17 protein-coding genes are annotated in these 22,352 nt (G+C 65.4%); 12 read left to right on the top strand and 5 right to left on the bottom strand.

Translation table 11 applies throughout. From position 1 onward, the window contains the following. Positions 1-204 precede the first annotated feature (204 nt). The 9 genes from E3T31_RS04910 (at position 205) to E3T31_RS04870 (ending at position 15,430) form a co-directional block, all read left to right on the top strand. A complete protein-coding gene (locus E3T31_RS04910; protein WP_134467741.1) occupies positions 205-2,436 on the top strand; it encodes a UvrD-helicase domain-containing protein in 2,232 nt (743 codons plus the stop codon). Positions 2,437-2,657: 221 nt separating this feature from the next. Further along, entirely contained in the window at positions 2,658-4,247 is a 1,590-nt protein-coding gene (locus tag E3T31_RS04905) for an HNH endonuclease signature motif containing protein (RefSeq protein ID WP_134467740.1), read from the top strand. Between the two features lie 62 nt (positions 4,248-4,309). Continuing rightward, on the top strand, positions 4,310-6,421 hold the full coding sequence (locus E3T31_RS04900; protein WP_134467876.1) for an alpha/beta fold hydrolase: 2,112 nt from the start codon (positions 4,310-4,312) through the stop codon (positions 6,419-6,421). A gap of 58 nt (positions 6,422-6,479) precedes the next feature. Beyond that, positions 6,480-7,976: a DUF3375 domain-containing protein gene (locus E3T31_RS04895; protein ID WP_166788389.1), complete on the top strand. Its 1,497-nt coding sequence runs from the start codon at positions 6,480-6,482 to the stop codon at positions 7,974-7,976. Continuing rightward, positions 7,969-8,628 (top strand): DUF4194 domain-containing protein, encoded by a 660-nt coding sequence (locus E3T31_RS04890; protein ID WP_134467738.1) that lies wholly within the window; start codon positions 7,969-7,971, stop codon positions 8,626-8,628. The genes E3T31_RS04895 and E3T31_RS04890 overlap by 8 nt, the downstream gene beginning before the upstream one ends. Next, positions 8,625-11,993, top strand: a complete 3,369-nt coding sequence (locus E3T31_RS04885; RefSeq protein WP_134467737.1) for an ATP-binding protein — start codon at positions 8,625-8,627, stop codon at positions 11,991-11,993. Before E3T31_RS04890 ends, E3T31_RS04885 begins: the two co-directional genes overlap by 4 nt. An 87-nt stretch (positions 11,994-12,080) precedes the next feature. Beyond that, entirely contained in the window at positions 12,081-12,734 is a 654-nt protein-coding gene (locus E3T31_RS04880) for a hypothetical protein (protein ID WP_134467736.1), read from the top strand. 133 nt (positions 12,735-12,867) lie between these two features. Further along, on the top strand, positions 12,868-14,103 hold the full coding sequence (locus E3T31_RS04875) for an amidohydrolase (RefSeq protein ID WP_241977657.1): 1,236 nt from the start codon (positions 12,868-12,870) through the stop codon (positions 14,101-14,103). Then, positions 14,093-15,430: a DUF3100 domain-containing protein gene (locus E3T31_RS04870; RefSeq protein WP_134467735.1), complete on the top strand. Its 1,338-nt coding sequence runs from the start codon at positions 14,093-14,095 to the stop codon at positions 15,428-15,430. Before E3T31_RS04875 ends, E3T31_RS04870 begins: the two co-directional genes overlap by 11 nt. 15 nt (positions 15,431-15,445) lie before the next feature. Here the strand turns inward: E3T31_RS04870 and E3T31_RS04865 are convergent, their stop codons facing one another. The 3 genes from E3T31_RS04865 to E3T31_RS17660 all read right to left on the bottom strand — a co-directional run bounded on the left by E3T31_RS04865 (position 15,446) and on the right by E3T31_RS17660 (position 16,834). Then, positions 15,446-15,967 carry a UPF0158 family protein gene (locus tag E3T31_RS04865; protein ID WP_134467734.1) on the bottom strand — a complete coding sequence of 174 codons (522 nt, stop codon included), beginning with the start codon at positions 15,965-15,967 and terminating at the stop codon, positions 15,446-15,448. 132 nt (positions 15,968-16,099) lie between these two features. Beyond that, positions 16,100-16,633 carry a GNAT family N-acetyltransferase gene (locus tag E3T31_RS04860; protein ID WP_134467733.1) on the bottom strand — a complete coding sequence of 178 codons (534 nt, stop codon included), beginning with the start codon at positions 16,631-16,633 and terminating at the stop codon, positions 16,100-16,102. Between the two features lie 33 nt (positions 16,634-16,666). Then, entirely contained in the window at positions 16,667-16,834 is a 168-nt protein-coding gene (locus E3T31_RS17660) for a hypothetical protein (RefSeq protein WP_166788388.1), read from the bottom strand. A 71-nt stretch (positions 16,835-16,905) separates the two neighbouring features. On the opposite strand from E3T31_RS17660, the gene E3T31_RS04855 reads away from it, so the two are divergent. Beyond that, the gene (locus E3T31_RS04855; RefSeq protein ID WP_134467732.1) at positions 16,906-19,200 is read left to right on the top strand and encodes an FdhF/YdeP family oxidoreductase; all 2,295 of its coding nucleotides are present in this window, start codon (positions 16,906-16,908) and stop codon (positions 19,198-19,200) included. A gap of 49 nt (positions 19,201-19,249) precedes the next feature. On the opposite strand, the gene E3T31_RS04850 is transcribed toward E3T31_RS04855, so the two are convergent. Both E3T31_RS04850 and E3T31_RS04845 read right to left on the bottom strand, forming a co-directional pair. Further along, positions 19,250-19,567 carry a DUF6457 domain-containing protein gene (locus tag E3T31_RS04850; protein WP_134467731.1) on the bottom strand — a complete coding sequence of 106 codons (318 nt, stop codon included), beginning with the start codon at positions 19,565-19,567 and terminating at the stop codon, positions 19,250-19,252. Positions 19,568-19,666: 99 nt separating this feature from the next. After that, complete coding sequence (locus tag E3T31_RS04845; protein WP_134467730.1) at positions 19,667-20,155, bottom strand: DUF427 domain-containing protein; 489 nt, start codon at positions 20,153-20,155, stop codon at positions 19,667-19,669. A 272-nt stretch (positions 20,156-20,427) separates the two neighbouring features. On the opposite strand from E3T31_RS04845, the gene E3T31_RS04840 reads away from it, so the two are divergent. After that, entirely contained in the window at positions 20,428-21,261 is an 834-nt protein-coding gene (locus E3T31_RS04840; RefSeq protein WP_134467729.1) for an aldo/keto reductase, read from the top strand. A gap of 59 nt (positions 21,262-21,320) precedes the next feature. Further along, positions 21,321-22,346 carry a non-homologous end-joining DNA ligase gene (gene ligD, locus E3T31_RS04835; protein WP_370304294.1) on the top strand — a complete coding sequence of 342 codons (1,026 nt, stop codon included), beginning with the start codon at positions 21,321-21,323 and terminating at the stop codon, positions 22,344-22,346. The last annotated feature ends 6 nt before the right edge of the window (positions 22,347-22,352 follow it).

Raw genomic sequence — 22,352 nt, 5'->3', positions numbered from 1 at the left:
GCCGTGAACTGGACCGTCTGTGATCGACCAAGCCGACACCTGGTCCCCGTCACCGTCGGCAATACGCCCGAGATGACGTTCACCGTTCAAGGCCACAGGGAACGAAGCGTGCCCGGCCAGGCCGTCCCGAGCGTCCCAATACACACAGCAAGGCCCATACTGACCGCGACTAAACTAGTGACTTCGGTTTAAAGGGGTGCGTGCGTGATCGACCAGGAGCTTGTTCGGGAACAGAACTATGTCCAGTCGCTGTATGAGCGGTTGGATGCGTTAGCGGAAGAGGCCGAACATCAGCTGATCGAGGTGCGCCGCCTCGACGTGGGCGGCAACCACCAGTCCCGCAGCGAACGCGATACCTTCGCCCGCCTGTACGAGGATCGCATCGTGCAATTGCGCGAGGTCGACGACCGGCTTGCCTTCGGTCGGCTCGAGACCATGCCGGACGACTCCGGCGACTCGGTCTACCGCTACATCGGCCGGGTCGGGCTGCGCGACGAAGACCACAAGCCCCTGCTGCTGGACTGGCGGGTGCCGCAGGCCAGCGCCTTCTATCAGGCCACTGCCGCCACGCCGCTCGGTGCCCGGGCCCGCCGTCACCTGCTGTCCAAGGGGCGCAGCATCATTCGCATCGAGGACGAAATTCTCGATGCCGCCCTGCTTGCCGACCCGGATGCGACCACACATCAGGGCGAGGGGGCCCTGCTCGCGGCCCTCACCGCGCAGCGCACCGGGCACATGTCCGACATCGTCTCGACCATTCAGGCGGAGCAGGACCGCATCATCCGCTCGGAGCTGGCCGGAATTCTCGTCGTGCAGGGCGGCCCTGGCACCGGCAAAACCGCCGTCGCTCTGCACCGCGCCGCGTACCTGCTGTACACGCACCGGGATCGCCTGCGCGATAGCGGTGTGCTCATCATCGGCCCGTCACGCTCGTTTCTGCAGTACATCGAGGCCGTGCTGCCGTCGCTCGGCGAGACCGGGGTCGTGCTCGCCTCGGTCGGTCAGTTATTTCCCGACGTCGAAGCGACCGAAGAGGATGCCCCGGCCGTTGCCGCGCTCAAAGGCCAGGCGTTCATGGCAGACCTCATTGCCCGGGCCGTGCAGTCCCGGCAGCGCACCCCGGCCGCCGCGCAGGTGCTCGTCGTCAACGGCGACCGCATTGTGCTGCAGCCGGAGCTGGTCGCCCAGGCGATCGCGCGCGCTCGCGGCACCGGCAAGACCCACAACGAGGCCAGGGTCACGTTCGTGAAGACGGCCATCAACGCGCTGTCCTGGGTGTGGCTCGAGCAACTGCAGCAGCAGGGCCGGTCGATGGACGATACCGACCTGCCGATGCTGCGCGAAGATCTGCGCCTGGCCGACGATGTGCGCGTAGCGCTGAACACCGCCTGGCTGCCGCTGACCCCGCAGAAACTGCTGCAAGATCTGTATGCGCGGCCGCAGTGGCTGGAGGAGCTGACTCCGCGCTGGCGTTTTGCCCAGCGCAAGCTGCTGGCCCGCGCGCGCGACGCCGAGTTCACGATCGCCGACATTCCGCTGCTCGATGAGGCGGCCGAACTACTCGGCGAGTACAACGCGGTCGACCAGGCGAAGAAGCGCGCGCTCAAGGAACAGCGCAAGCGTGACGTGGAGAACGCCGAAACGGCCATTGAAAACATGCGGGTGAAGGGGCTGGTCAACGCCAAAGACCTCGCCGCTCGTGCCGGCGAACTCGATGAGCGGGCCACGACCAGTGAGCGTGCCGCGCGGGACCGCAGCTGGACCTACGGCCACGTCGTCATCGACGAAGCGCAGGAACTCTCCCCGATGCAGTGGCGGCTCGTGTTGCGGCGTGGTCCGCGCAGGTCGTTCACGATCGTCGGCGACATCGCGCAGGCGGCGAGCGCTGCGGCATCCGCTAGCTGGAAGGAGGCGCTGCAGCCGGTACTCGAGGGCTCGCCGGAGGCCGACCGCTGGCGGCTCGAAGAGCTCACCGTGAACTATCGCACGCCGAGCCAGATCGCTACAGCGGCCGAAACCGTCGCGATCTCGCACGGCTTGTCGATCACGCCCTCCCGCACGGTGCGGTCCAGCGAATGGCCGGTCGAGACGGTAGCGGATGCCGCGGCGGCGGTTCGCCGGGACCGGGCGCTCGGCGCTGGCGGCACCCTGGCCGTGATCGTCGTCGACGCCGGTCTCAACGACCTGGAAGCCACCCTGCGCGCCGAATTCGGCGACCTGCTCGGCGTTGGCGCGCTCGGCTTGAGCCGGGACATTGCGCTGCTCACCCCACAGGACGCCAAGGGGCTGGAGTTCGATGCGGTTATCGTTGTTGACCCAGCTGCGATTCTCGCGGCCTCGGAGCGCGGTGCCGGGGCACTCTACGTTGCGATGACCCGGGCCACGCAGCGGCTGTACCTGGTGGGCGACGCGCCGCTCGGTGATGCGCTCGGCTGACGTCGCTGTTGACGCCGTCGTCAATGCGGATGCCGAGCTGCCCTGATCGAGAAAGTGTCTTCCCAAGGTGCGCAGCGAATTGACCTTGGCTGCTCAAACGAGCTTTGAGCCCCGTTCGCTGATCGTAGACAAATCTTAGAAAATCGCACCATTATACTGAGATTGTCTCGCTTTCACGGGCGTTTCGAAGTATAATTGTGGGTGAAGGAGGCCTCGTCGCCATGACCCTCACCGTCCCGCCCGCAGCAGCCGGTTCGATGCCGGAGTTTGAGGGTTCCCGGGTTGCGGTGATTGCTCAGGCCGGTGCATTGTTGGCTTCCGTTGTTGACGGGGTGCGGTTTAGTCATCTTGATGACGCCGAAGCGGTCGCGGTGATGGCCGCGCTGGAGGGCCTCGGGCGCAAGGTCGATGCGGCCAGACTGCGGGCGACCACCGACATTGGAGTTCGCGGGGAGACCGACCTCGGCAACGGATCTTTGGCGTATAAGAACGGATGCCGTAACCGGGTTGAGTTCATCACCCAACTTGCCGGCATCTCCGGCCGTGAAGCCAAGCGTCGCCTGAAACTGGGCGAGACGGCGGTCGAACGCACCCCGCTTGGTTTGCCGGTCGCGGCCCGGTATCCGGTCATTGCCGAGGGGCTCGTGAGTGGGGAGCTTGGGGTGGAGTCGGCGGAGATCATCGCCGGCACCCTGACCGCGTTGCAGGGCCGGGTCTTGCCGGACGACCTCGACCGCGTCGAACGTGCACTGGTGGCGTCGGCGACCGGGGAGATCACGCCGGAGACGGTGGGGCTGCCGGGCGCGGGAATCCGCTTCGCGCCCGACATGCTGCGGGCACAAGCCCTGGAGTGGCAGGGCCGGCTCGACCCCGACGGCACCGCGCCCAACGATGACGCCGTCGAGGCGAAAAGCACGTTGACCTTCGGCCTGCTGCGCAACGGGCTCTACCCGGTGCACGCCAACGTCACCCCGGAACTGCGCGGCATCATGGACACGTTGTTCGACACGTTCCTATCGGCGCGGTCCCGCACACCGCGATTTGAACCCACCGAACCCGGCAATGACCCCAGCGAGCTGGACGGCGTTGACATCGACGGCCCGAGCACGAAGGGTGAGCGCTTCGGCGCCGACCCGTTCGGCGCCGACCCGTTCAGTGCCGACCCGTTCAGCGGCGATACCCGCTTCGACGGGGACCGCCGCACCGGCGGTGAGAAGCGTGCTGACATCCTTCGCTCCGTGTTTGAAGCGGCCGCGCGCGACCCGCAGACCCCGACGATGGGCGGTGCGGCCCCGACCGTCATGATCCACATCAACGCCAGCGACCTCGACCAGGGCCGTGGCGTTGGCTGGATCGACGGTATCGAAGCCCCGGTCTCGTTCCGCCGGGTGAAAGAAGCCATCTGCACCGGCGGCGCCCGAAAGGTACTGTTCGGCGACAACGGCGACGTGCTCTACCTCGGCGACACAGTTCGCTGCTTCACCGCCAAGCAACGCACCGCCATCGCCGCCCGCGACGGAGGCTGCATCATCCCCGGCTGCACCATTCCCGCCCGGTGGAGCGAAGTCCACCACGTCATCCCCTGGCAAAAACACGGCCTCACCAACATCGACAACGGCGTCCTCCTCTGCTGGTTCCACCACCACACCATCGACACCAGCGGATGGAGAATCCGCATGATCAAGGGCCGACCCCACATACTCGGACCACTGCTCTTTGACCCAACCCAAACCTGGCGACCCGCCCACAATCACCGAGCCAACACCCCCAGCCCCGAACCTTACCGGCCCGAACGACCATGGCGCACCTGAGTCTCCGGCGACGCGTGCGCCAGCTGCTAGTCATTCCGGTCGGGTAGCGTTGAAGCATGACAATGGAGTCTCACCCCACGCCCTTTTCCAGTCTCGATGACTACGTGGCGCTGCCGCGGGTGGAGGGCCTCGCGCTCTCGCCCGACGGGCAGCGGGTCGTCCTCACTGTTGCGACCCTCACCCGCGACCAGACGAGCTATGAGCGGGCACTGTGGTCAGTGGCCGCCGACGGCACCGGCGTTCCGACCCGCCTGACCCGGTCGGCGAAGGGCGAATCCGGGGCCGCGTTTACGGCCGACGGAGACGTTTTGTTCGTTTCCACCCGCCTCGACGCGGCTGCTGACAAGGGTGCTGACACGGACGCCGTGGCCGCCCAGCTCTGGCTGCTGCCTGTTGCCGGCGGCGAGGCTCGCGCGATCACCCGCCTGGCGGGGGGAGTATCCGGCATCGCCGCGGTGGCGTCCTCCTCCTCCAACCTCGTGATCGCCGCCGAGCTCCTGCCGAGCGCCGCCGACCTCGAAGCTGAAGGCGCCGCCCGCAAGGAACGCACCGAGAAGAAGGTCGCGGCTATTCTGCACGAGAGCTACCCGGTGCGGTTCTGGGACCACGATCTCGGTCCGGCCGAACCCCACCTGCTGGCGCTCGACCTCGCCGACCTGCAGGACACGATCGCACCTCCCGCCAGCGCCAGCGACACGGTCAGCGAAGCGGATGCCCCCGCTCCTTATCCAGCCGACCTCCCGCGTCCCCGAGACCTCACGGCCGCCCCCGGTCGCACCATGGATACCGCCGGCCAGGCCCTAACCCCGGACGGATCCACGCTAATCGTCGCCCTGCGGGTTGCTGAGCAACGCTCCGGTCGCTATGTGCTGGCCTCCATCGACGTCGCGACCGGCACCCAGACCACCCTGTTCGACGAATCGAAGGTTGACTTCGAATTCCCGGCTGTGAGCCTCGACGGTAGACAGATCGCCTTCGTGCGAACAGCCGTCAGTACCCCGGAGGGTCCGGCCGACCAAGAACTCTGGGCTGCCGACCTGGACGGCCGCCGCCCGCGTCGCCTCGCCGCCGAATGGGACCGCTGGCCGACCAGCCTGGTCTTCGACGCGGACACCGAATCCAACCAGGCCCTTATCGTCACGGCCGACCACGACGGCCGCGGTCCGATCTTTCGCGTACCGCTAGACGGCGGAGCGCCCGAGCAGCTCACCACCGACGACTTCAGCTACACCAACGTCTGCGTCGATGCCCAGACCGGCGACCTCGTGGCCTTGCGCTCCTCCTGGATCGCGCCGGCGCATCCGGTGCGCATCGGCCGCTCCGGTACCGTCAGCATGCTCGCCACACCGGCCGCGCTCCCCGAGGTTCCCGGCACGATCACCGAGGTTGAGACCGTGGCCGAAGACGGAGCGCGAGTACGCGCCTGGCTACTGCTGCCTGCGGGAGCCGGGCAGGAGCATCCGGCCCCGCTTCTGCTATGGATTCACGGCGGCCCGCTGAACAGTTGGAACGCCTGGAGCTGGCGGTGGAGCCCGCTGCTCGCCCTAGCCCGAGGTTACGCGGTGCTCTTGCCCGACCCCGCGCTCTCGACCGGCTACGGGCTCGATTTCATCGCTCGCGGCTGGAATGCCTGGGGTTGCAAGCCCTACACCGACCTGCTCGCGATCGTTGATGCAGTCGAAGAGCTGCCCGAGATCGACGCGACCCGCACCGCAGCGATGGGCGGATCATTCGGAGGCTATATGGCCAACTGGATCGCCGGCCACACCGATCGGTTCCGCGCCATCGTCAGCCACGCGAGCCTGTGGTCGCTCGACCAGTTCAACGGAACGACCGACGACTCGCAATACTGGCAGAGCATATTCTCGGCGCAAGGCATGATCGACAATTCGCCGCACCAGGCGGTGCGCGAGATCGTCACGCCGATGCTCGTCATTCACGGTGACCACGACTACCGGGTGCCGATTGGCGAAAGCCTGCGGCTGTGGTCTGAGCTCGCCGAACACCACGCAGGGGTCGACGGCAGTACCCAGCACAAATTCCTGTTCTTTCCCGACGAGAACCATTGGGTACTCAAGCCTCAACACGCGGTGGTCTGGTACCAGACCGTGTTCGCTTTTCTGGACCAGCACGTGCACGGCGCCGACTGGAAGCGGCCGCGCCTGCTTGGCTGATCAGGTCAGGGGCACCCCGCAAGTCGGTTAAAGTGGAGAGCTGGAAAGGAACCAGCTCTTGAGTGACATTGCAGGCGAATTGGCGCGGGTGCGCGAAGCCTTCGACAAACCCACCCTGCGACTGCTCGACCGCAAATGGGCGCCGTTCGTGCTCGCTGTGTTCAAGAGCTCATTCAGCCGTGAGCATCGCAGCGTTTCCTGCGAGGCACTGCACACCCAAGTGGATGCCTACCTCGCCGACCTCCGCAGCATCGGCCTGGATGCGCCCGAGAAAACGGGCCGCGCCCTCTGCGTGCAGTGGATGAATGACCTCTGGCTCTACCGGGAGATCAACGACGCGGGGGAGGAACACTACTCGCTCACCAGCCATGCCCTCGAAGCCCTGCTGCTCGTCGACGGTCTCGCCCGAGATCGGGCGCTGATCAGCGAATCCCGCCTCACCACGATCGTCGACACCGTGCGTCATCGCGCCACCGAAGCTAACCCAGACCGCGAGGAGCGGGTGCGGCGTCTCGACCAGCAGATCCGCGAGCTCAGCAGCGAGCGTGACCGGCTCTCCGACGGCGGCGACATTGAGCCGGCCTCCAACGAGCAGATGCACGAGGGCTACGCCAACCTCATCAACCTTATTCAGCAGCTGCCGAGCGACTTCAAACGGGTCGAAGAGTCCGTCGCGGCCATGCATCGCCAGATCGTCAACGACTTCCGCGGCGAGGAACGGCCGATCAGCGAGGTTCTCGACGACTACCTCGCCAAAACGGATGCCCTCATGTCGTCGACCGCGGAGGGTCGCGCCTTCGAGGGCGCGTTCACCCTGCTGCGCAACGACGCTCTGCTGCAGGGGCTGAAAGCGGATCTCGAGACGATTCTGCTGCATCCGTTCGCCCTCGAACTCAGTCGCACGGAACGCCGCAGCTTCATGAGCACGGTCACCCTCATTCGCAAGGGCATCGACGACGTGCTGACCCAGCGCAAGGGGCTCACGACCACGCTACGCGAGCACATTGTCAACCATGACGTCGTGAAAGATCGCGAGCTTGAACGTGTGCTGCGCGACGTCAATCGCGAGCTCGCGACTTGGATGCAGACCGCCGGGCCCCGCTCCACTGTCACCGCCGAACTGATACCGGGCACCCTCGACGTTGAGCACCTGCACGAACGGTTCTACGATCCGGTTGCCCACCGCGCTCCGCCCGCGCTGGCCGATGTGTCGGGCGCCGCGCCCGCGGCGCCGAGCCTCGACGCCCTGCGCCAGCAGGGTGGGCCACTGCTCCAAGAACTGCGCGACGCCCTCGTGGCCGCATTCGGGACGGGGGAGGCGGCATCCATTGGCAGCGCCTTCAACGGGCTCGACGCGAGCCTGCGTCGGCCGGTCGAGATCCTCGGCCTGCTGCAGCTCGCCGCCCAGCTCAGCCCGGGCACGGCGGGGCTGGAGAGCTTTGAAACGGTGCGACCGGATGGCTCGGTGCGTTTCTTCGAGGTGCCGCGCCTCATTTTGACCGACGACGACACGGCGGCACTGGCCGCCCAGAATTTGGGTTCCGAGAATGACTGACGACCTGGCTGACGACGACACCGGCATAGACAGCGACCCGGCCAGCCTCTCGCTGTTCGAGGGGGATGAGGGCGGCCTGAGCGTGGAGCAGCGCCGGACGCTCGTGCTGCTGCTCAAGCACCGCTATATTTCGTCGGCACTGCAGCCGGCCGAGTGGCAGACCCTGCTGAAGTCGCAGAGCCTGCTCAAATCCCGGCTCAACGACGTCTTTCTCGACCTGCACGTTGACCTGCACTACGAGATCGCCTTCAAACGGCAGGCCCTTGCCGAGGGCGGCGAACGCTTCCCCACCCTGCTGCACGACGTCGCCTACAGCCGGGAAGAGACCATTCTGCTCGTGCTGCTCCGCCAGCGTTTTCGCAGCGAACGCGCCAACGGCCTGGAAATTGTTCTGGTCGACCGCGACAACCTGGTCGACAACGTTGCCCATTTTCGGCCGGAGCGCGCGACCGACCTGTCCGGCGACGCGCGCAAGGCGACGGCCGCCGTCGACAGCCTCGCCAAGGCGCGGGTGCTGCTGAAAACCAGCGACCCCGACCGCTTTCGCATTTCCGCCGTGATCGAAGTGCTGCTGCCGGTGGAGCGCCTGCGTGAGCTGCTCGAGTGGCTGCGCGCCGAAAATAACGAACCGCTGATGGAGCCCCTGGTATGAACGATTCCCCGCTGTTCTATATCAACGGCGCCACCGAGGGCACCACGCAGTGGCGTGCCGAATCGATGCAACTGGTCAATTGGGGCGGCTTTCATGGCCACCACGAGGTCGACTTCAGTGCCTCGGCCACGCTCGTCTCCGGAGCCTCCGGCACCGGCAAGAGCAGCCTGCTCGACGCCTACCTCGCCCTCATGATGCCCTCGGACACCCCGTTCAACGGCGCGTCGAACGACGCCGGTTCCGGCCGGGCCCGCAGCGTCGACCAGCGCAACCTGATGACCTACCTTCGCGGCAAGACCGACGCCAACCGCGAAGCCGGCACCGACGAGCTGACCGACCAGGTGCTGCGCGGCGCAAACGCAGCCACCTGGGGCGCCATCGCCATGACCTTCGTCGATGACAACCAGCGCCGCTTCACCGTGCTGCGGGCCTACTTCGTGCCGCGCGGCGCCCACAAATTCGCCGACGTCACCATGAAAATGGCTACGACAGACGGATGCCTCGACCTGCGCGACCTCGCCGCCATCGCCGAAAATCGGTTCGACAAGCGCGCCCTGAAAGCCCACTTCGACGGCCTCGACGTCTTCGACACCTACGCGGCGTTCGCCCAGACGCTGTACACGCGGCTCGGCATCGGCGCCAACGGTGAGGGCAGCAAAGCGTTGCGCCTGCTCGCCCGCATTCAGGCGGGCCAGCAGGTGAAAACGGTCGATGGACTGTATAAGTCGATGGTGCTCGAAGAGCCGGCCACCTTCGCCGCCGCCGACAAGGCCGTCGACCACTTCGAAGACCTCGAGCGCTCCTACGGCGCCATGGTCACCGAGGCGCAGAAGGCGCAGGTGCTCGAACGCCTGCCCGAGCTCAACGCCGGCTATGAGGCCGCGACGGCCAAGGCCGATCTGGTCGACACCTTCGGCGTGCACCGGGCCGGCGACACCCCGTTCGTGCTGTGGCAGTTGCAGACCGAGCAGGCCCTCCTCGAGACCGCCGCCGACACCAACCGGGTCGCCCGCCGGGATAACCAGGTCGCCCTGAGCCAGGCGCGTGACGGGGAGACCGCTCTGAAAACCCGGGTGGCCGACTTGCAACACCAGCAGCGCAACAACGGCGGCGACCTGCTCGAACGCCTGCAGAACGAACTCACCCAGCTGCGCCACCGGCACGACGACGTGGCTCGCGAGCGCGCGAGCTTCGACGATCGGGTGCAGAATCTCGCCCTGCAGCTCGATTCGCCCGCATCCTTCGCGGCTGCTCAGCGCGCCGCCGAAGAATTCGCCGCCGGGTTCGCCGCCGCCGAGGCCGCACTGGAGGCGACCCGCTCTGCGCTGCAACGCGAGTCGTACCCGGTGGAGGAGGGCATCCGCTTGCTCAAGCAGGAACGTGCCTTTCTGACCGGACGCGAGAGCCTCGTGCCCCAGCAGCTGCATCAGGCCCGGCTGCTGATCTCCGAAGCGGCGAACATTCCGGTCGATGAGCTGCCGTTCGTGGCCGAACTGATCGACCTCGCCGCCGGTGAAGAGCAGTGGCGGCAGGCCGCCGAGGTGACCCTCGCCTCGGTCGTGAAGGTTTTGCTCGTCGATGAGACCCGGCTCGCTCAGCTCAGCGCGGCGATCGACCCGCTGCAGCTGCCGCTGCGCATCCACTTTGAAGGTGTCGCGCTGAAACCGCACGTCGTGGCCGTCGGCGACGCCCGTTACGTCTCGGGCAAGCTCGACGTGAAAGACTCGCCGTTCAGCAGCTGGGTGCAGGCGCGCCTGCGGAGCGCAAACCTCGACGCACTGTGCGTGGCCAGCCCATCCGAGCTGGGTGGCCCAGGCGCACGGGTGACTTCGAGCGGGCAGACTCGCAATGGGTCCCGGGGCGCCCACGGCGCAAACGCGGGTCAGAAATCGATCATCGGATTCTCCAGCCGCGCCCGGCTCTACGACATTGCGTCGGAACTCGCGGCGCAGGGGCGGGTGGCCGATGCTGTCGCTGGACGGGCATCCGCTGTCGCTGACAGCTTGGTCGGACTGCGCGATAACCAGGCCGCTCACCAGCACATTCTCGACACCGACTGGTCGACCATCGACGTTGCGGCGGCCGCCGAGCGCATTGCGGGCAAGAAATCCGAGCAAGAACGCATGCTCGCCGGCAGCGATATCCTGCGCGCCCTGAACGATGAAGAGAGCCGGCTGGCCCTCCAACTCGATGTTGCCGGAAAACAGAAGCACGCGGCCGACCAGACCGGCGCAACGCTGGCCGAGGAGCAGAGCAGCATCGTCGACGCGCAGGACACGGTGAGCGGGCGGCTGGACCAGATCGACCAGGGCGACGCGCTCGTGCTCGCGGCCGAACATGCCGCGCACCTGAGTGAGCAGTTTGCTCTGGTCACCGACCAGAACGACCTTTCCGGTTTTCCCGCCGGCCTGAAACGCCTGCGCGAGCGGTTGATTGCCCAGTCGGCGCAGGACCGCGACAGCGCGGCACGCGATCGCGCGGCCATGATCGGCATCTTCGAGTCCTTCCAGAGCCGTTGGCCCGACCCGAACATCGGCGTCGCGCTCGAATCGGTCACGAGCTACACCGACATTCTCGACGCGATCCGCACCCTTGGCCTGTCGGAGCGGAGGCAGGAATGGAAGCGCCGACTCTCGGCCTGGAGCGGCCAGGACCTCGTGCCGCTCACCGGCGCGTTCAACTCGGCGATTGAGGAGATCGAAGACCGGCTGCGACCGATCAACGAAATTCTCGCGACCCTGCCGTTCGGCGCGGGCCGGGACCGCCTGCAGATCGCCCTGCGCCGCCTGCACCCGGGTGACGCGACCTCGTTCCGCAAGGAGCTCAAGGTGCTCTCTTCAGGCGCGACGGAGCAATTCACCGATGATCAAACCGAGGACCGCTTCACCCGGCTGCAGCGGTTCATGGCTTTGATTCGCCGGCCCGACGGGCTGAACAACTCCCAGCGGGACCTGCTGCTCGACGTGCGCCAGCATGTCGAAATCACCGCCGTGCGCGTGACGCCCGACGGCGTAGAGGTGAGCACCTATTCCTCGCTCGGCGGCAAGAGCGGTGGCGAGTCGCAGGAACTCGTGGCCTTCGTCGTCGGCGCCGCCCTGCGCTTTCAGCTCGGCGATGAGAGCCGCACCCGGCCGCGTTTTGCCCCGGTCTTTCTCGACGAGGGTTTCGTGAAATCCGATGCCGAGTTCGCCGGGCGTGCGGTCGCCGCGTGGAAGGGCCTCGGATTTCAACTCATCGTCGGTGCTCCGCTCGACAAAGTCACCGCCCTGGAACCGCACATGCAGTTGGTGCTCTCGATCACCAAGAACACCGCCACCGGTTATTCCTACATCACGCCGCTGGCGTCACCGGAGGTTGCTGCCTGATTCACTGAAGCGGATCAACGCTGGCGAACTTTAGTCTTTGGACTGCCAGCGGCTTGGGGGTAGCATGTTGGCGGGTCGGCGCGTGGAGTGGCCAACGAGATTGGAGCAGAGGTGATCGGATCGCGGCAACTCCATCGCAACCCCAGCTTTCGTAACCCCACTTTTCTCTCAACCTGGCTGCTCTGGCTCGTCGGTTTCCTCGCTTTTCCCATAGCCAGCCTCGCCGGAACCGCCGTCGGTGGGCGGGTCAGCAACCCCGTATCGGCCCTGATCGGTGGCGCAGTCTGCGGAGTCGTGATCGGCGTTGGACAGGTGCTGGTCAGCCGGCGTCGACTCGATCCGCTGATCTGGGTACCGCTGTCGGCCATCGGAATGGGCCTGGGGCTGCTACTCGGCTCAACCGTTGTTGACTATCGGACCACCCTGGCCGAACTAGCCCTGATGGGCGCCGTCACCGGGCTCGTTCTCGGCACCGCGCAGGCCGTCGCCCTGCCGCGGCGGGCCAGACGCCGCTGGCTGTGGGCACTGGGTGTTGCCGCTCTTTGGGCTCTCGGCTGGACTTTGACCACCCTCGTCGGGGTCAACGTCGACGCCCAGCACACTAATTTCGGCGCCATCGGTGCGGCAGCTTTTACCGCATTGTCGGGGCTGCTGCTTCATTTTTTGCTACCGTATCACCCCGCTTCGGGCGTGTGGCTACCATCCCGACGGGTCACGACCTCGACGCTTGGACCCCAATGAGGGGGATTGTTTTCGTCCAGTAAAAGCGAGAACGTCCCGACGTAATAGGCTCTGCAGAGCGGATGCCCCGAATCAGTGTCGGCATCGGCACGACCAGAACGGGCGGCCCGGGGCTGCCAGATCGGAATTACCCGTGGAATTCTCCGCCATGCTCGCCGAGACGACCGGGCTGAGGTCGGACGTCGTCAAACAGGTAGCGTCCGTGGCCGCCGACGTGCTCCAGCTGAGCCGCACCATTCATGCCGACCCGGAGCTGTCCTTTCAGGAGCACCGGGCATCCGTTCTGGTCGCCGCCCGACTTGAAGAAGCGGGATTCGCGGTAGAACGCGGCGTGGCAGACCTTGGGACAGCTTTTGTGGCGACCGCAGGAAGCGGACCGCTGACGGTGGCCGTCTGCGCCGAATACGACTCGCTGCCGAACATCGGCCATGCCTGTGGCCACAACATAATCGCCGGCGCGAGCGTCGCGGCCGCACTCGCCCTGCTCCCACTCGTGGATGACCTCGACATCACCCTGCGGGTGATCGGAACTCCAGCCGAAGAGCACGGCGGTGGCAAGGTTGTGCTTCTGGAACGCGGCGTGTTCGATGGTGTGGGAGTCGCCATGATGACCCACCCCGTTCAGGACGGAATGTCCTACAACCCGGAAGGGACGACGAGCCAGGCCGTCGGCCGATACCGGGCGACGTTCCGCGGCACAGCCGCTCACGCTGCGGCGGCACCACATCTGGGAGTTAACGCTGCGGATGCCGCAGTGTTGTCGCAGGTGGCGGTGGGGCTGCTGCGTCAGCAGATTCCCAGCGATCACCGAATCGCTCTCTATGTTTCTGAGGCCGGATTTGCGACGAACATCATTCCCGACACGGCGGTGGTGGAATTTGAATGCCGTGCTTTCACCCTGACTCAGTACGAGGCGCTCCTCGTGCGCGTTCGTCGGTGCTTTGAGGCTGGCGCGCTGGCGACGGGGGCGACGCTGGAGCTCGAGCAGACAGAACCCCTCTACGAGCCCCTGCTGCAGGACGCGGTGTTGTGCGCCCATTGGAACGAGGGCATGGCGTTCTTCGGGCGCAGCGTTGAGCGATCGGCGGGGTTGAGCGGTGGGTCAACGGACATGGGTAACATTTCCCAAGTCATCCCCAGCATTCACCCGTGGGTGGGCATCCCCGGGGCTCAGGTTCCCATTCACTCTCACGGATTCGCGGCCGTCGCTGATACTCCGGAGGCCTACGAGATCATGTTCGAATCCGCCATCGCGATGGCGTGGACGGTGCTCGGCGTCAGCACCGACACCGTGCAGCGCGAGACTTTCATCGCCGCAGCACAATCGCGCTCGACCGCGCAGAACACTGGGGAATCCGATGAACACTAGCGTCACGCCGACCAAGCCCGCCGAGCGGTCGGCATCCGTTCGACTGAAAAATGCCTGGCCGATCCTTGCATTGGCATTTGTCATCGCGGTGGGATGTCAGGCCATCGGGTCCCTGACGATCGACCTCGGCGTTGGAACCATCATCATTTTTCCGATGGTCTGGGCCATTCTGATCGGTGCCGTGGTGTCGGTGCAGACAATCAAACCGCTCGGGCTGAACCTGCAAAAGATCGCCAACGCGTTCGTGGGCATCGCCGTGATGCTTCTCGTTGCTCGTTTGGCATTCTCGATCGGTCCGAGCCTTCCCCTGTTGCTCGACGCCGGGCCAGCACTGCTGGTGCAGGAAATCGGTCATCTGCTGGGCACGGTCGCCCTCGCTTTGCCGCTCGCGGTCTTGCTGCGCATGGGCAAATCCACCGTGGGTGCCACATTTTCGCTCGACCGCGAACCGGCCTTCGCTATGGTCAGTGAGAAGTACGGCCCCGATTCCGACCAATATCGCGGAGTGCTCGCGATGTATGTGTTCGGAACGCTGTTTGGTGCCGTGTACATCAGCCTGCTCGCGTCGCTTCTGACCTCAGCCGATATCTTCGACCCCCTTGCCCTCGCCATGGGTGCCGGGGTGGGGTCGGGGTCGATGATGGCCGCGGCCGCAGCGAGCATCGTGGCCCAGTTTCCGGCGCAGGCCGAGCAGATTCTCGCCATGGCCGCGGTGTCCAACCTCATCACCACGGTCCTCGGCGTTTACGTCGGCATCTACATCGCCCTGCCGCTCGCCGACCGGTTCTACCGGCTGTTGACTCGGAAACAGGTCGACCAGCAGCAGGCAGTGGATGCCATCACCGTCGATGAGAACCGTCGGTTCCGGGAAGCCGCTGCGGAGGCTGCCGCGCCGGTGAAACTCCCGATCTGGCTGGCAATGAGCGTGCTCTCCATCGTCGGCATCGCGACGGCGTCGGTGGCCGCAAAGTCCTTTTCCTGGAGCATCGTCGGCGGCTACGCCATCATGGTCGCGCTGATTCTGGTGAGCATGTTTCTGGCGAAGGTCTCGCGAAAGATTTCGGCGATTGTCTGGGCAACGACCATCGGAGCGCTGATCTCCAGCCCTTGGTCTCCGGTCGGCGAGCTGCTCACGGCTCTGGTGACCAGCGTCGACTTTCTGTCCCTGGCGACCGTCGTGCTCGTCAGTGCGGGGCTGAGCCTCGGCAAGGATATGCCCCTGCTGAAGCGGATCGGCTGGAAGATCATTCCCGTCGGACTCGTGGCGATCACGGCCTCGTTCGTGCTCTCCACCGTCTTCGCCGAGTTCTCCCTGGGATTCTGGTAGCAGTAACGGATGCCGTCAGGAACGGTCCCAGACCCAGCGCGCAGCCTCGCCCAAGGCCCGTTCCGCCTGGTCGGCTCGTTCCTGCACGGCGAGGGCAGCTTCGATTTCATCGCACAGATCGTTGTCGACCAGCCAATCGATCGCCCGTGAATCGGCGCGTGCCTCGGCGAAACGGTGCCAAATCAGGTCGAGCCTGGGCTCTACCTCCTGCACCGTGTTCGTGAAGCGGCGAAATGCTCCGGCACCGTTTAACGCTCGGGCCAAGCGGTCGGCGATGACGGGATCGGTGACGGCGTCCGCGAAATCGGACATGTCCCGGTATTTGTCACGGGAGTCCTCAGTTCCAATTCCGATCCAGGCGGGGTCGTCAAGATCGATGTCTTCGGCGTCGCCCGTGATGACATCGCCGTCCATGATGGTCAGCATGTCCCCGGTCGCGGCGTTGTAGTAGCCACCCTCACCGTTGCCCAAGGTCATCACCAGCAGGTCCAGGTTAATGGTGGCCAGGGTGCGGTGCCGCGGCTGTTCGATAGTCATGCCCCCATAGTGGCCGCAATTCGGCGGGCAGGGGCACAAATAGTGCGATTCCGACTGCCCCCGCCGTGACCGCGCTAACTCCGGGTCGGCGCGCGCGCCATAGCTGGCGCGCCGAGTATACGGGCGACGTATTTAGCCGCGCTGCAGTCCCTTTTCGAGTACCTCGAGGTGCAGGTCATCGCGCCTGGGCACGCCGAATCGCGTGTCGACGTGGAAGGGTTTCCGCACGCCCGTGCGACGATAGCCGCGTCGTTCATAGAACGCGATGAGGGCGTCGCGCAGGCCAATGACGGTCATGATCATCACGGTCGAACCCCATTCGGCCACGGCCAGGCGTTCGGCCTCGGCCAGTATCCGCGTGCCGTCACCCTGACTCTGGCCCGTCGGGCGCACGGCGAACATGCCGAAATAGGCGGTGTCGCCCAGGTCTTTGGCGACGTGGGCGCAGCCGACCAGATCGACGCCGCGTTCAGCGAGAATGACGAGGCTGTCGGGGCGATCGAGGTCTGCGTGCAGCAGGTCAGCGTCGATGCGCTGCCCATCGATGAGGTCGGCCTCTGTAGTCCAGCCGGCCCGGCTGGCCTCGCCGCGGTAGGCGTTCGTCACCAGCTCCAGCAGGGCCGGAATGTCGTCGTTGGTCGCGCGGCGAAACGTCAGGGTGTTCATTGCCCCACGATATCGCCCGCACCCGAGCCTCCCTCACCCCGTCGGCGCGCGCTGATCCAGTGGCCAGGCGAACATTCGCGCGAAGAAGCCGCCGGTGGCCTTCTCCTTGACGTGGCCTTCGCAGCGCTGGCTGCGCGGCGCATTCTTCATCACCTGGTCGACGTGCTGGCCGCACCCGGCCTGGCCGGTGTATCGTTCCATCGACGAGCGCGTGGCTGGCCGACAACACGGCCACGGCGCTCGTGAACCCCGAGGAGAGAGAGGCGCCCCCCATGAGCAGCGACCCACCAATCGACGATGTCACCGACGACGACATCGAAGTCACCCATTCCAAGGCCTGGGCGGCTGGCGTTCCGGGCGTACTGCACTCGATGGAACCGGCAATCACTCAGATGGGCGCCCGGCGGGGGATGCGGGCTCTGCTCTCGATGAACCAGAAGGACGGCTTCGACTGTATGAGCTGCGCCTGGCCCGACCCGGGCCAGCGCAAGGCCTTCGAATTCTGCGAAAACGGTGCCAAGGCCGTCACCTGGGAGGCCACACCGATCACAATTCCCACCACCTTTTGGGCCGAGCACTCGCTGGCCGACCTGCGCGAGAAGAGCGAATACTGGCTCGGCATGCAGGGTCGGCTGATCGAACCCGTGTACAAGCCGGCTGGCAGCGACCACTACCGCCCGGTCAGTTGGGCCGAGGCGTTTCGGGTAATTGCGGCCAAGCTCAACGGGCTCGACTCACCCAATCAGGCCGCCTTCTACACCAGCGGCCGCGCGTCCAACGAGGCCGCTTTCGCCTATCAACTGTTCGCCCGCGCCTACGGCACCAACAACCTGCCGGACTGCTCCAACATGTGCCACGAGTCCACGGGCTGGGGCATGGGCCAGACCGTCGGAATCGGCAAAAGCACGATCAGTTACGACGACTTCGCGAAATCAGACCTGATCATCATCATGGGCCAAAACCCAGGCACCAACCATCCGCGTATGCTCACGGCGCTCGAAGAAGCCAAGGATGCCGGTGCCCAGATCGTCGCCGTCAACCCGCTGCCCGAGGCGGGCCTGCGCCGCTACAAGAACCCGCAACGGGTGCGCGGAATCATCGGTCACGGCACCGACATGGCCGACCAGTTTCTGCAAATTCGCATTGGTGGCGACATGGCGCTGCTGCAGGCGGTTTCCAAGCGGGTACTGGACGCCGATGCGGCCGCCCCCGGCACAGTGCTCGACCAGGCCTTTCTCGACGAACATTGCCACGGGCTGGCCGAGTTGAGGCAACATTTGTCGCAACTTGACGAGCGGATGGTCCTGGCCGCGACAGGCCTGCGTGCGGCCCAAATTGACGAACTGGCGCAGCGCTACCTCAATGCCGATCGGGTGATTATCACCTGGGCGATGGGGCTGACGCAACAGAAAAAGGGCGTCGAGACCATCAAAGAAATCATCAACCTGCTGTTGTTGCGCGGAAACATCGGCAAGCCCGGTGCCGGAGCCTCCCCGATTCGCGGACACAGCAACGTGCAGGGCGACCGCACCATGGGCATCTGGGAGCAGATGCCGCCCGCCTTCCTCGACGCCCTTCAGGCCGAGTTCGGCTTCGATCCACCACGTGCGCATGGCGTTGACTCCGTCGACGGCGTGCGTGCCATGCGTGACGGAAAAATGAAGGTGTGGATGGGGCTCGGCGGTAACTTCGTCGCCGCCATGTCCGACACCGGCATTGCCGAGGCTGCCATGGCCCGCACCGAAATGAGCGTGCAGATCTCGACCAAGCTCAACCGGTCCCACGCCGTGACCGGCGAGGAAGCCCTGATTCTGCCGACCCTGGGGCGCACGGAAATCGACGAGCAGACCAGCGGCGAGCAGTTCGTCTCGGTGGAGGACTCGGTTTGCGCGGTGCATCCGTCCTGGGGCAAGCTCACGCCGGTCGCACCGAACCTACTCTCCGAAGTTGCCATCGTCTCCCGGCTGGCGAGCGCCGTCCTGGGCGAGCGGGTTACCGTCGACTGGGCCGGATTTGAGGCCAACTATGATCGCATCCGCGACCACATCGCCCACGTGGTCGGTGGGTGCGAGAACTACAACGAGCGCATCCGGCAAGACGGCGGGTTCGTGCTTCCGAACGGGCCGCGCGATTCGCGCACGTTCACCACCCCTACCGGCAAAGCGATGCTGACCACGAACACCCTCGAACACCTCGAGGTGCCACCCGGGCGCCTGGTGCTGCAGACACTGCGCAGCCACGACCAATTCAACACCACTATCTATGGCCTCGACGACCGCTACCGCGGGATCAAGAAGGGCCGTCACGTGGTGTTCATTAACAAGAAGGACCTGATCGCCCTCGGGTTCGCCGACGGTGACCTGGTCGACGTGCACAGCGAGTTCAGTGACAACGTCGATCGGGTGCTACGCGGGTACCGGCTGGTCGCCTATCCGACGCCGCGCGGCTGCGCGGCCGCCTACTATCCAGAGGCGAACGTGCTCGTGCCACTCGACAGCGTCGCCGACGGCAGTAATACGCCGGTGTCGAAGGCGGTCATTATCCGATTGGAGCGGTCGGAGGTGTGATGCGGATGGTGGGAGCTCCTGCGCAGTTTGAGCTCCTGCGCAGTTTGAGCTACTGAGCAGTATTGACCCAGCCGGTTTCGTCGGGTGCCTCATTCGCGGGCTGCCGGCAGACAGCGATCACGATATCCGCTGCCCGGGCGATGGCCGCGTGCGACGCCATCGCCGAGTTGGCTGCGGCCAGACCGGCGGCATAGCCGACGACGAAAGTTGTGATCGGGGCGGCCATCGGACTGACCGCGTGGGCGGCTTCGTCCGCGACATTGAGCACGAGGTGGTTGTCTACGTCAAGGTCTAAAATCTGGAGGGCCTGGCTGAGACGGCGGGTCCACTGGTTGAGAATGTCTTCGTCTACGGCGTTGTGGGTCACAGCAGCTCCTTCAGTTGTCTGGTACCTCGGATGCATGGCTGATGAGAGGATACCCGGAACCAGAAAACTGTGTGCGAAGCAACGGTATCGAAGGGCGAACTACCAGCCCACGGTACCAGTAGAGCCCTTGAACGGCCCCACGATTTTCCTAGTGATCCAGCCGCCGTAATAGTCGCCGTCCTGCGCGCGCACCGTCTCACCGTCGACGGTGCAGCGGTCCATCGCGCCCGGGTAGACGGCGATACGTTCAGCCAGAATTTCGTACCCCGGTGACGGTGTGGAATAAAACCAGCCCGCACGGGGGCTGGAGCCGATCGAGAGGTAGCCGGCCACGCCCTTGTATTCGCAGTAGCTGTGACCCGCTGCCGACTTCAGCAGACCGGCGGCAAAAGCACTTCGCGGCAGGTAGTAGACGGGCGGGTGACTGGTTTCCAGCACCCGTACGACGTCGCTGGTGTCGACGATCGTCGCGCCGTTCAGCTCGATCGTGACGTGTTCCGTGGTTTGTTCAATCAGAGGTGGGCGCGGGTAATCCCACACTGATTCCTGGCCGAGACGTACCGGGTCGCGTTTCACTGGCTCAATCATGCCCCGATGATAGGGCGGCAAGTTGCGAACTACGTTGGCATTCAGTTTGTGCGTTGCCGCGCCACACTCGTTCAGCGCTCGACGGGGGCTGCTAGTGCGCCCTGCGTTGGGGCAGCCATGGAATAGGCCCGATGATTGCGTGGTTCGGTTACACGTGCCAGCAACTACCACCACCCGTATGCAAGCCGGGACGTTCTCGAATTGACCGAGCAACGCGGGGCAAATGTTAGCGATGCCACGACCAAAGCACATTTGAACGAGGAGATCTACCCATGACCACAGTCCCCACACTCACTCTCAACAACGGCACGTCCATACCGCAGCTTGGCTTCGGCACATTTCAGATCACCCCAGAAACGACCAAAGTGGCGACCCTCGCCGCCCTTGAGGCCGGCTACCGACATATCGACACGGCGGAGATGTATGGCAATGAGAAAGAGGTCGGTGAGGCGATTGCAGCGTCCGGTCTCGCCCGTGCCGATATCTACGTCACGAGCAAGCTCAACAATGGGTTCCACGACCGCGCCGACGCCCTCGCCGCGTTTGACCGCACCCTCGAAGCACTCGGCTTCGACTACCTGGACCTGTTCCTCATTCACTGGCCGCTCCCGGCCGTCGGCGACTACGTCGCAACCTGGAAGGCGATGGAGGAGATGCAGAGCTCCGGGCGCGTCCGGACGATTGGCGTGAGCAACTTCCAGCAGGCGCACTTGCAGCGCCTGTTCGACGAAACCGACACGGTGCCGGCCGTCAACCAGATCGAGGTACACCCGTACCTCACGCAGGATTCACTGCGTGCATTCAATACCGAGCACGGCATTGCAACCGAGGCCTGGTCGCCGCTCGCGCAAGGGGCAGTTCTCTCTGACCCGGTGATTACCGGGATCGCCGACCGCGTCGGTAAGACCGCCGCGCAGGTTACCCTGCGCTGGCACCTGCAACGGGGCGACATCGTCTTCCCGAAGTCGGTCACCCGCAGCCGGGTCGAGGAAAACTTTGCCCTGTTCGATTTCTCCCTCACCGAAGCGGATATCGCCGCCATCACTGCGCTAAACCGCGACGAGCGCACGGGCCCGAACCCCGACGAGTTCAACTACATCCCGTAGCTTGCCGGCAGCGGCGGCCGGAGGCTGCCGCTGCCAATAAATCTGGCTACAGTGTGCGCATGGTGAGCTCGGATGCGCAGGTTTTGATGGTCGACGGCCCGCACGGCGCGCGCGAGGTGCGCGTGTCGAGCCCGAGCCGGGTGCTCTGGCCCGATCCGGGAATCACTAAACTCGACCTCGCCCAGTACTTCATCGAGGTGGGGGAGGCGTTCGTGCGGGCTAACGGCGACCGTCCGGTGACGCTGCAACGGTTCAGTGGCGGCATCGACGGAGAGCAATTCTTCTCGAAGAACCCGCCGAAGGGGGCGCCCGACTATGTGCGGGCCGTTCCCGTGGTCTACCCGAGCGGGCGCACGCATCCGCAGCTCGTGATCGACGAACCGGCCGCCGCCGTGTGGGCGGTGCAGATGAACACGATCGTGTTCCACCCTTGGCCGTCCCGGGCCGAGCTATCGGACAATCCCGATGAACTGCGCGTCGATCTGGATCCACAGCCGGGCACGGACTTCTCCGACACCATTCCGGTCGCTGTCGAACTGAAGAGCCTGCTGGCCGAGGCCGGTCTGACCGCGTTTGTGAAGACATCCGGAAATCGCGGACTGCACGTGTTCGCGCCGATCATCCCGACCCGCGAATTTCTTGACGTGCGGCACGCGGTCATCGGCGCGGCGCGTGAGCTGGAACGACGGATGCCCACCCGGGTCACCACAAACTGGTGGAAGGAAGAGCGCGGCGAGCGCATCTTCATTGACTACAACCAGGCCAACCGCGACCGCACCATGGCCGGTGCCTACAGTCCCCGGCCGCTGCCGCACGCGCCGGTGTCCTGTCCGCTGGAGTGGAGTGAACTCGCCCAGGCCGACCCGCATGCCTTCACGATTCTCACCGTGCCGAACCGACTGCGCGACCAGGGCGACCCGTGGGCGACCATGCATGAGCAGCCCGGCTCGATCGACGTCCTGTATTCGTGGTGGGAGCGCGATCTGGCCGATGGCCTGGGTGAGTTGCCGTTTCCGCCGGACTTTCCCAAGATGCCGGGGGAGCCGCCGCGCGTGCAGCCGAGCCGGGCCCGTCGCCCCGACTAGCCCTAC

The sequence above is a fragment of the Cryobacterium sp. TMS1-13-1 genome (assembly GCF_004403125.1).
Classification (GTDB): domain Bacteria; phylum Actinomycetota; class Actinomycetes; order Actinomycetales; family Microbacteriaceae; genus Cryobacterium; species Cryobacterium levicorallinum.
Note: the sequence above shows the minus strand (reverse complement) of the source record. Positions and strands in the feature narration are given on the sequence as shown.

Excerpts from the sequence above, each read along its gene's own strand:
- ligD (WP_370304294.1), top strand. The coding sequence starts at position 21,321 with ATGGTGAGCTCGGATGCGCAGGTTTTGATGGTCGACGGCCCGCACGGC.
- E3T31_RS04845 (WP_134467730.1), bottom strand. The coding sequence starts at position 20,155 with ATGATTGAGCCAGTGAAACGCGACCCGGTACGTCTCGGCCAGGAATCA.
- E3T31_RS04860 (WP_134467733.1), bottom strand. The coding sequence starts at position 16,633 with ATGAACACCCTGACGTTTCGCCGCGCGACCAACGACGACATTCCGGCC.
- E3T31_RS04890 (WP_134467738.1), top strand. The coding sequence starts at position 7,969 with ATGACTGACGACCTGGCTGACGACGACACCGGCATAGACAGCGACCCG.
- E3T31_RS04905 (WP_134467740.1), top strand. The coding sequence starts at position 2,658 with ATGACCCTCACCGTCCCGCCCGCAGCAGCCGGTTCGATGCCGGAGTTT.
- E3T31_RS04855 (WP_134467732.1), top strand. The coding sequence starts at position 16,906 with ATGAGCAGCGACCCACCAATCGACGATGTCACCGACGACGACATCGAA.
- E3T31_RS04870 (WP_134467735.1), top strand. The coding sequence starts at position 14,093 with ATGAACACTAGCGTCACGCCGACCAAGCCCGCCGAGCGGTCGGCATCC.
- E3T31_RS04865 (WP_134467734.1), bottom strand. The coding sequence starts at position 15,967 with ATGACTATCGAACAGCCGCGGCACCGCACCCTGGCCACCATTAACCTG.
- E3T31_RS04900 (WP_134467876.1), top strand. The coding sequence starts at position 4,310 with ATGGAGTCTCACCCCACGCCCTTTTCCAGTCTCGATGACTACGTGGCG.
- E3T31_RS04840 (WP_134467729.1), top strand. The coding sequence starts at position 20,428 with ATGACCACAGTCCCCACACTCACTCTCAACAACGGCACGTCCATACCG.
- E3T31_RS04885 (WP_134467737.1), top strand. The coding sequence starts at position 8,625 with ATGAACGATTCCCCGCTGTTCTATATCAACGGCGCCACCGAGGGCACC.
- E3T31_RS17660 (WP_166788388.1), bottom strand. The coding sequence starts at position 16,834 with ATGGAACGATACACCGGCCAGGCCGGGTGCGGCCAGCACGTCGACCAG.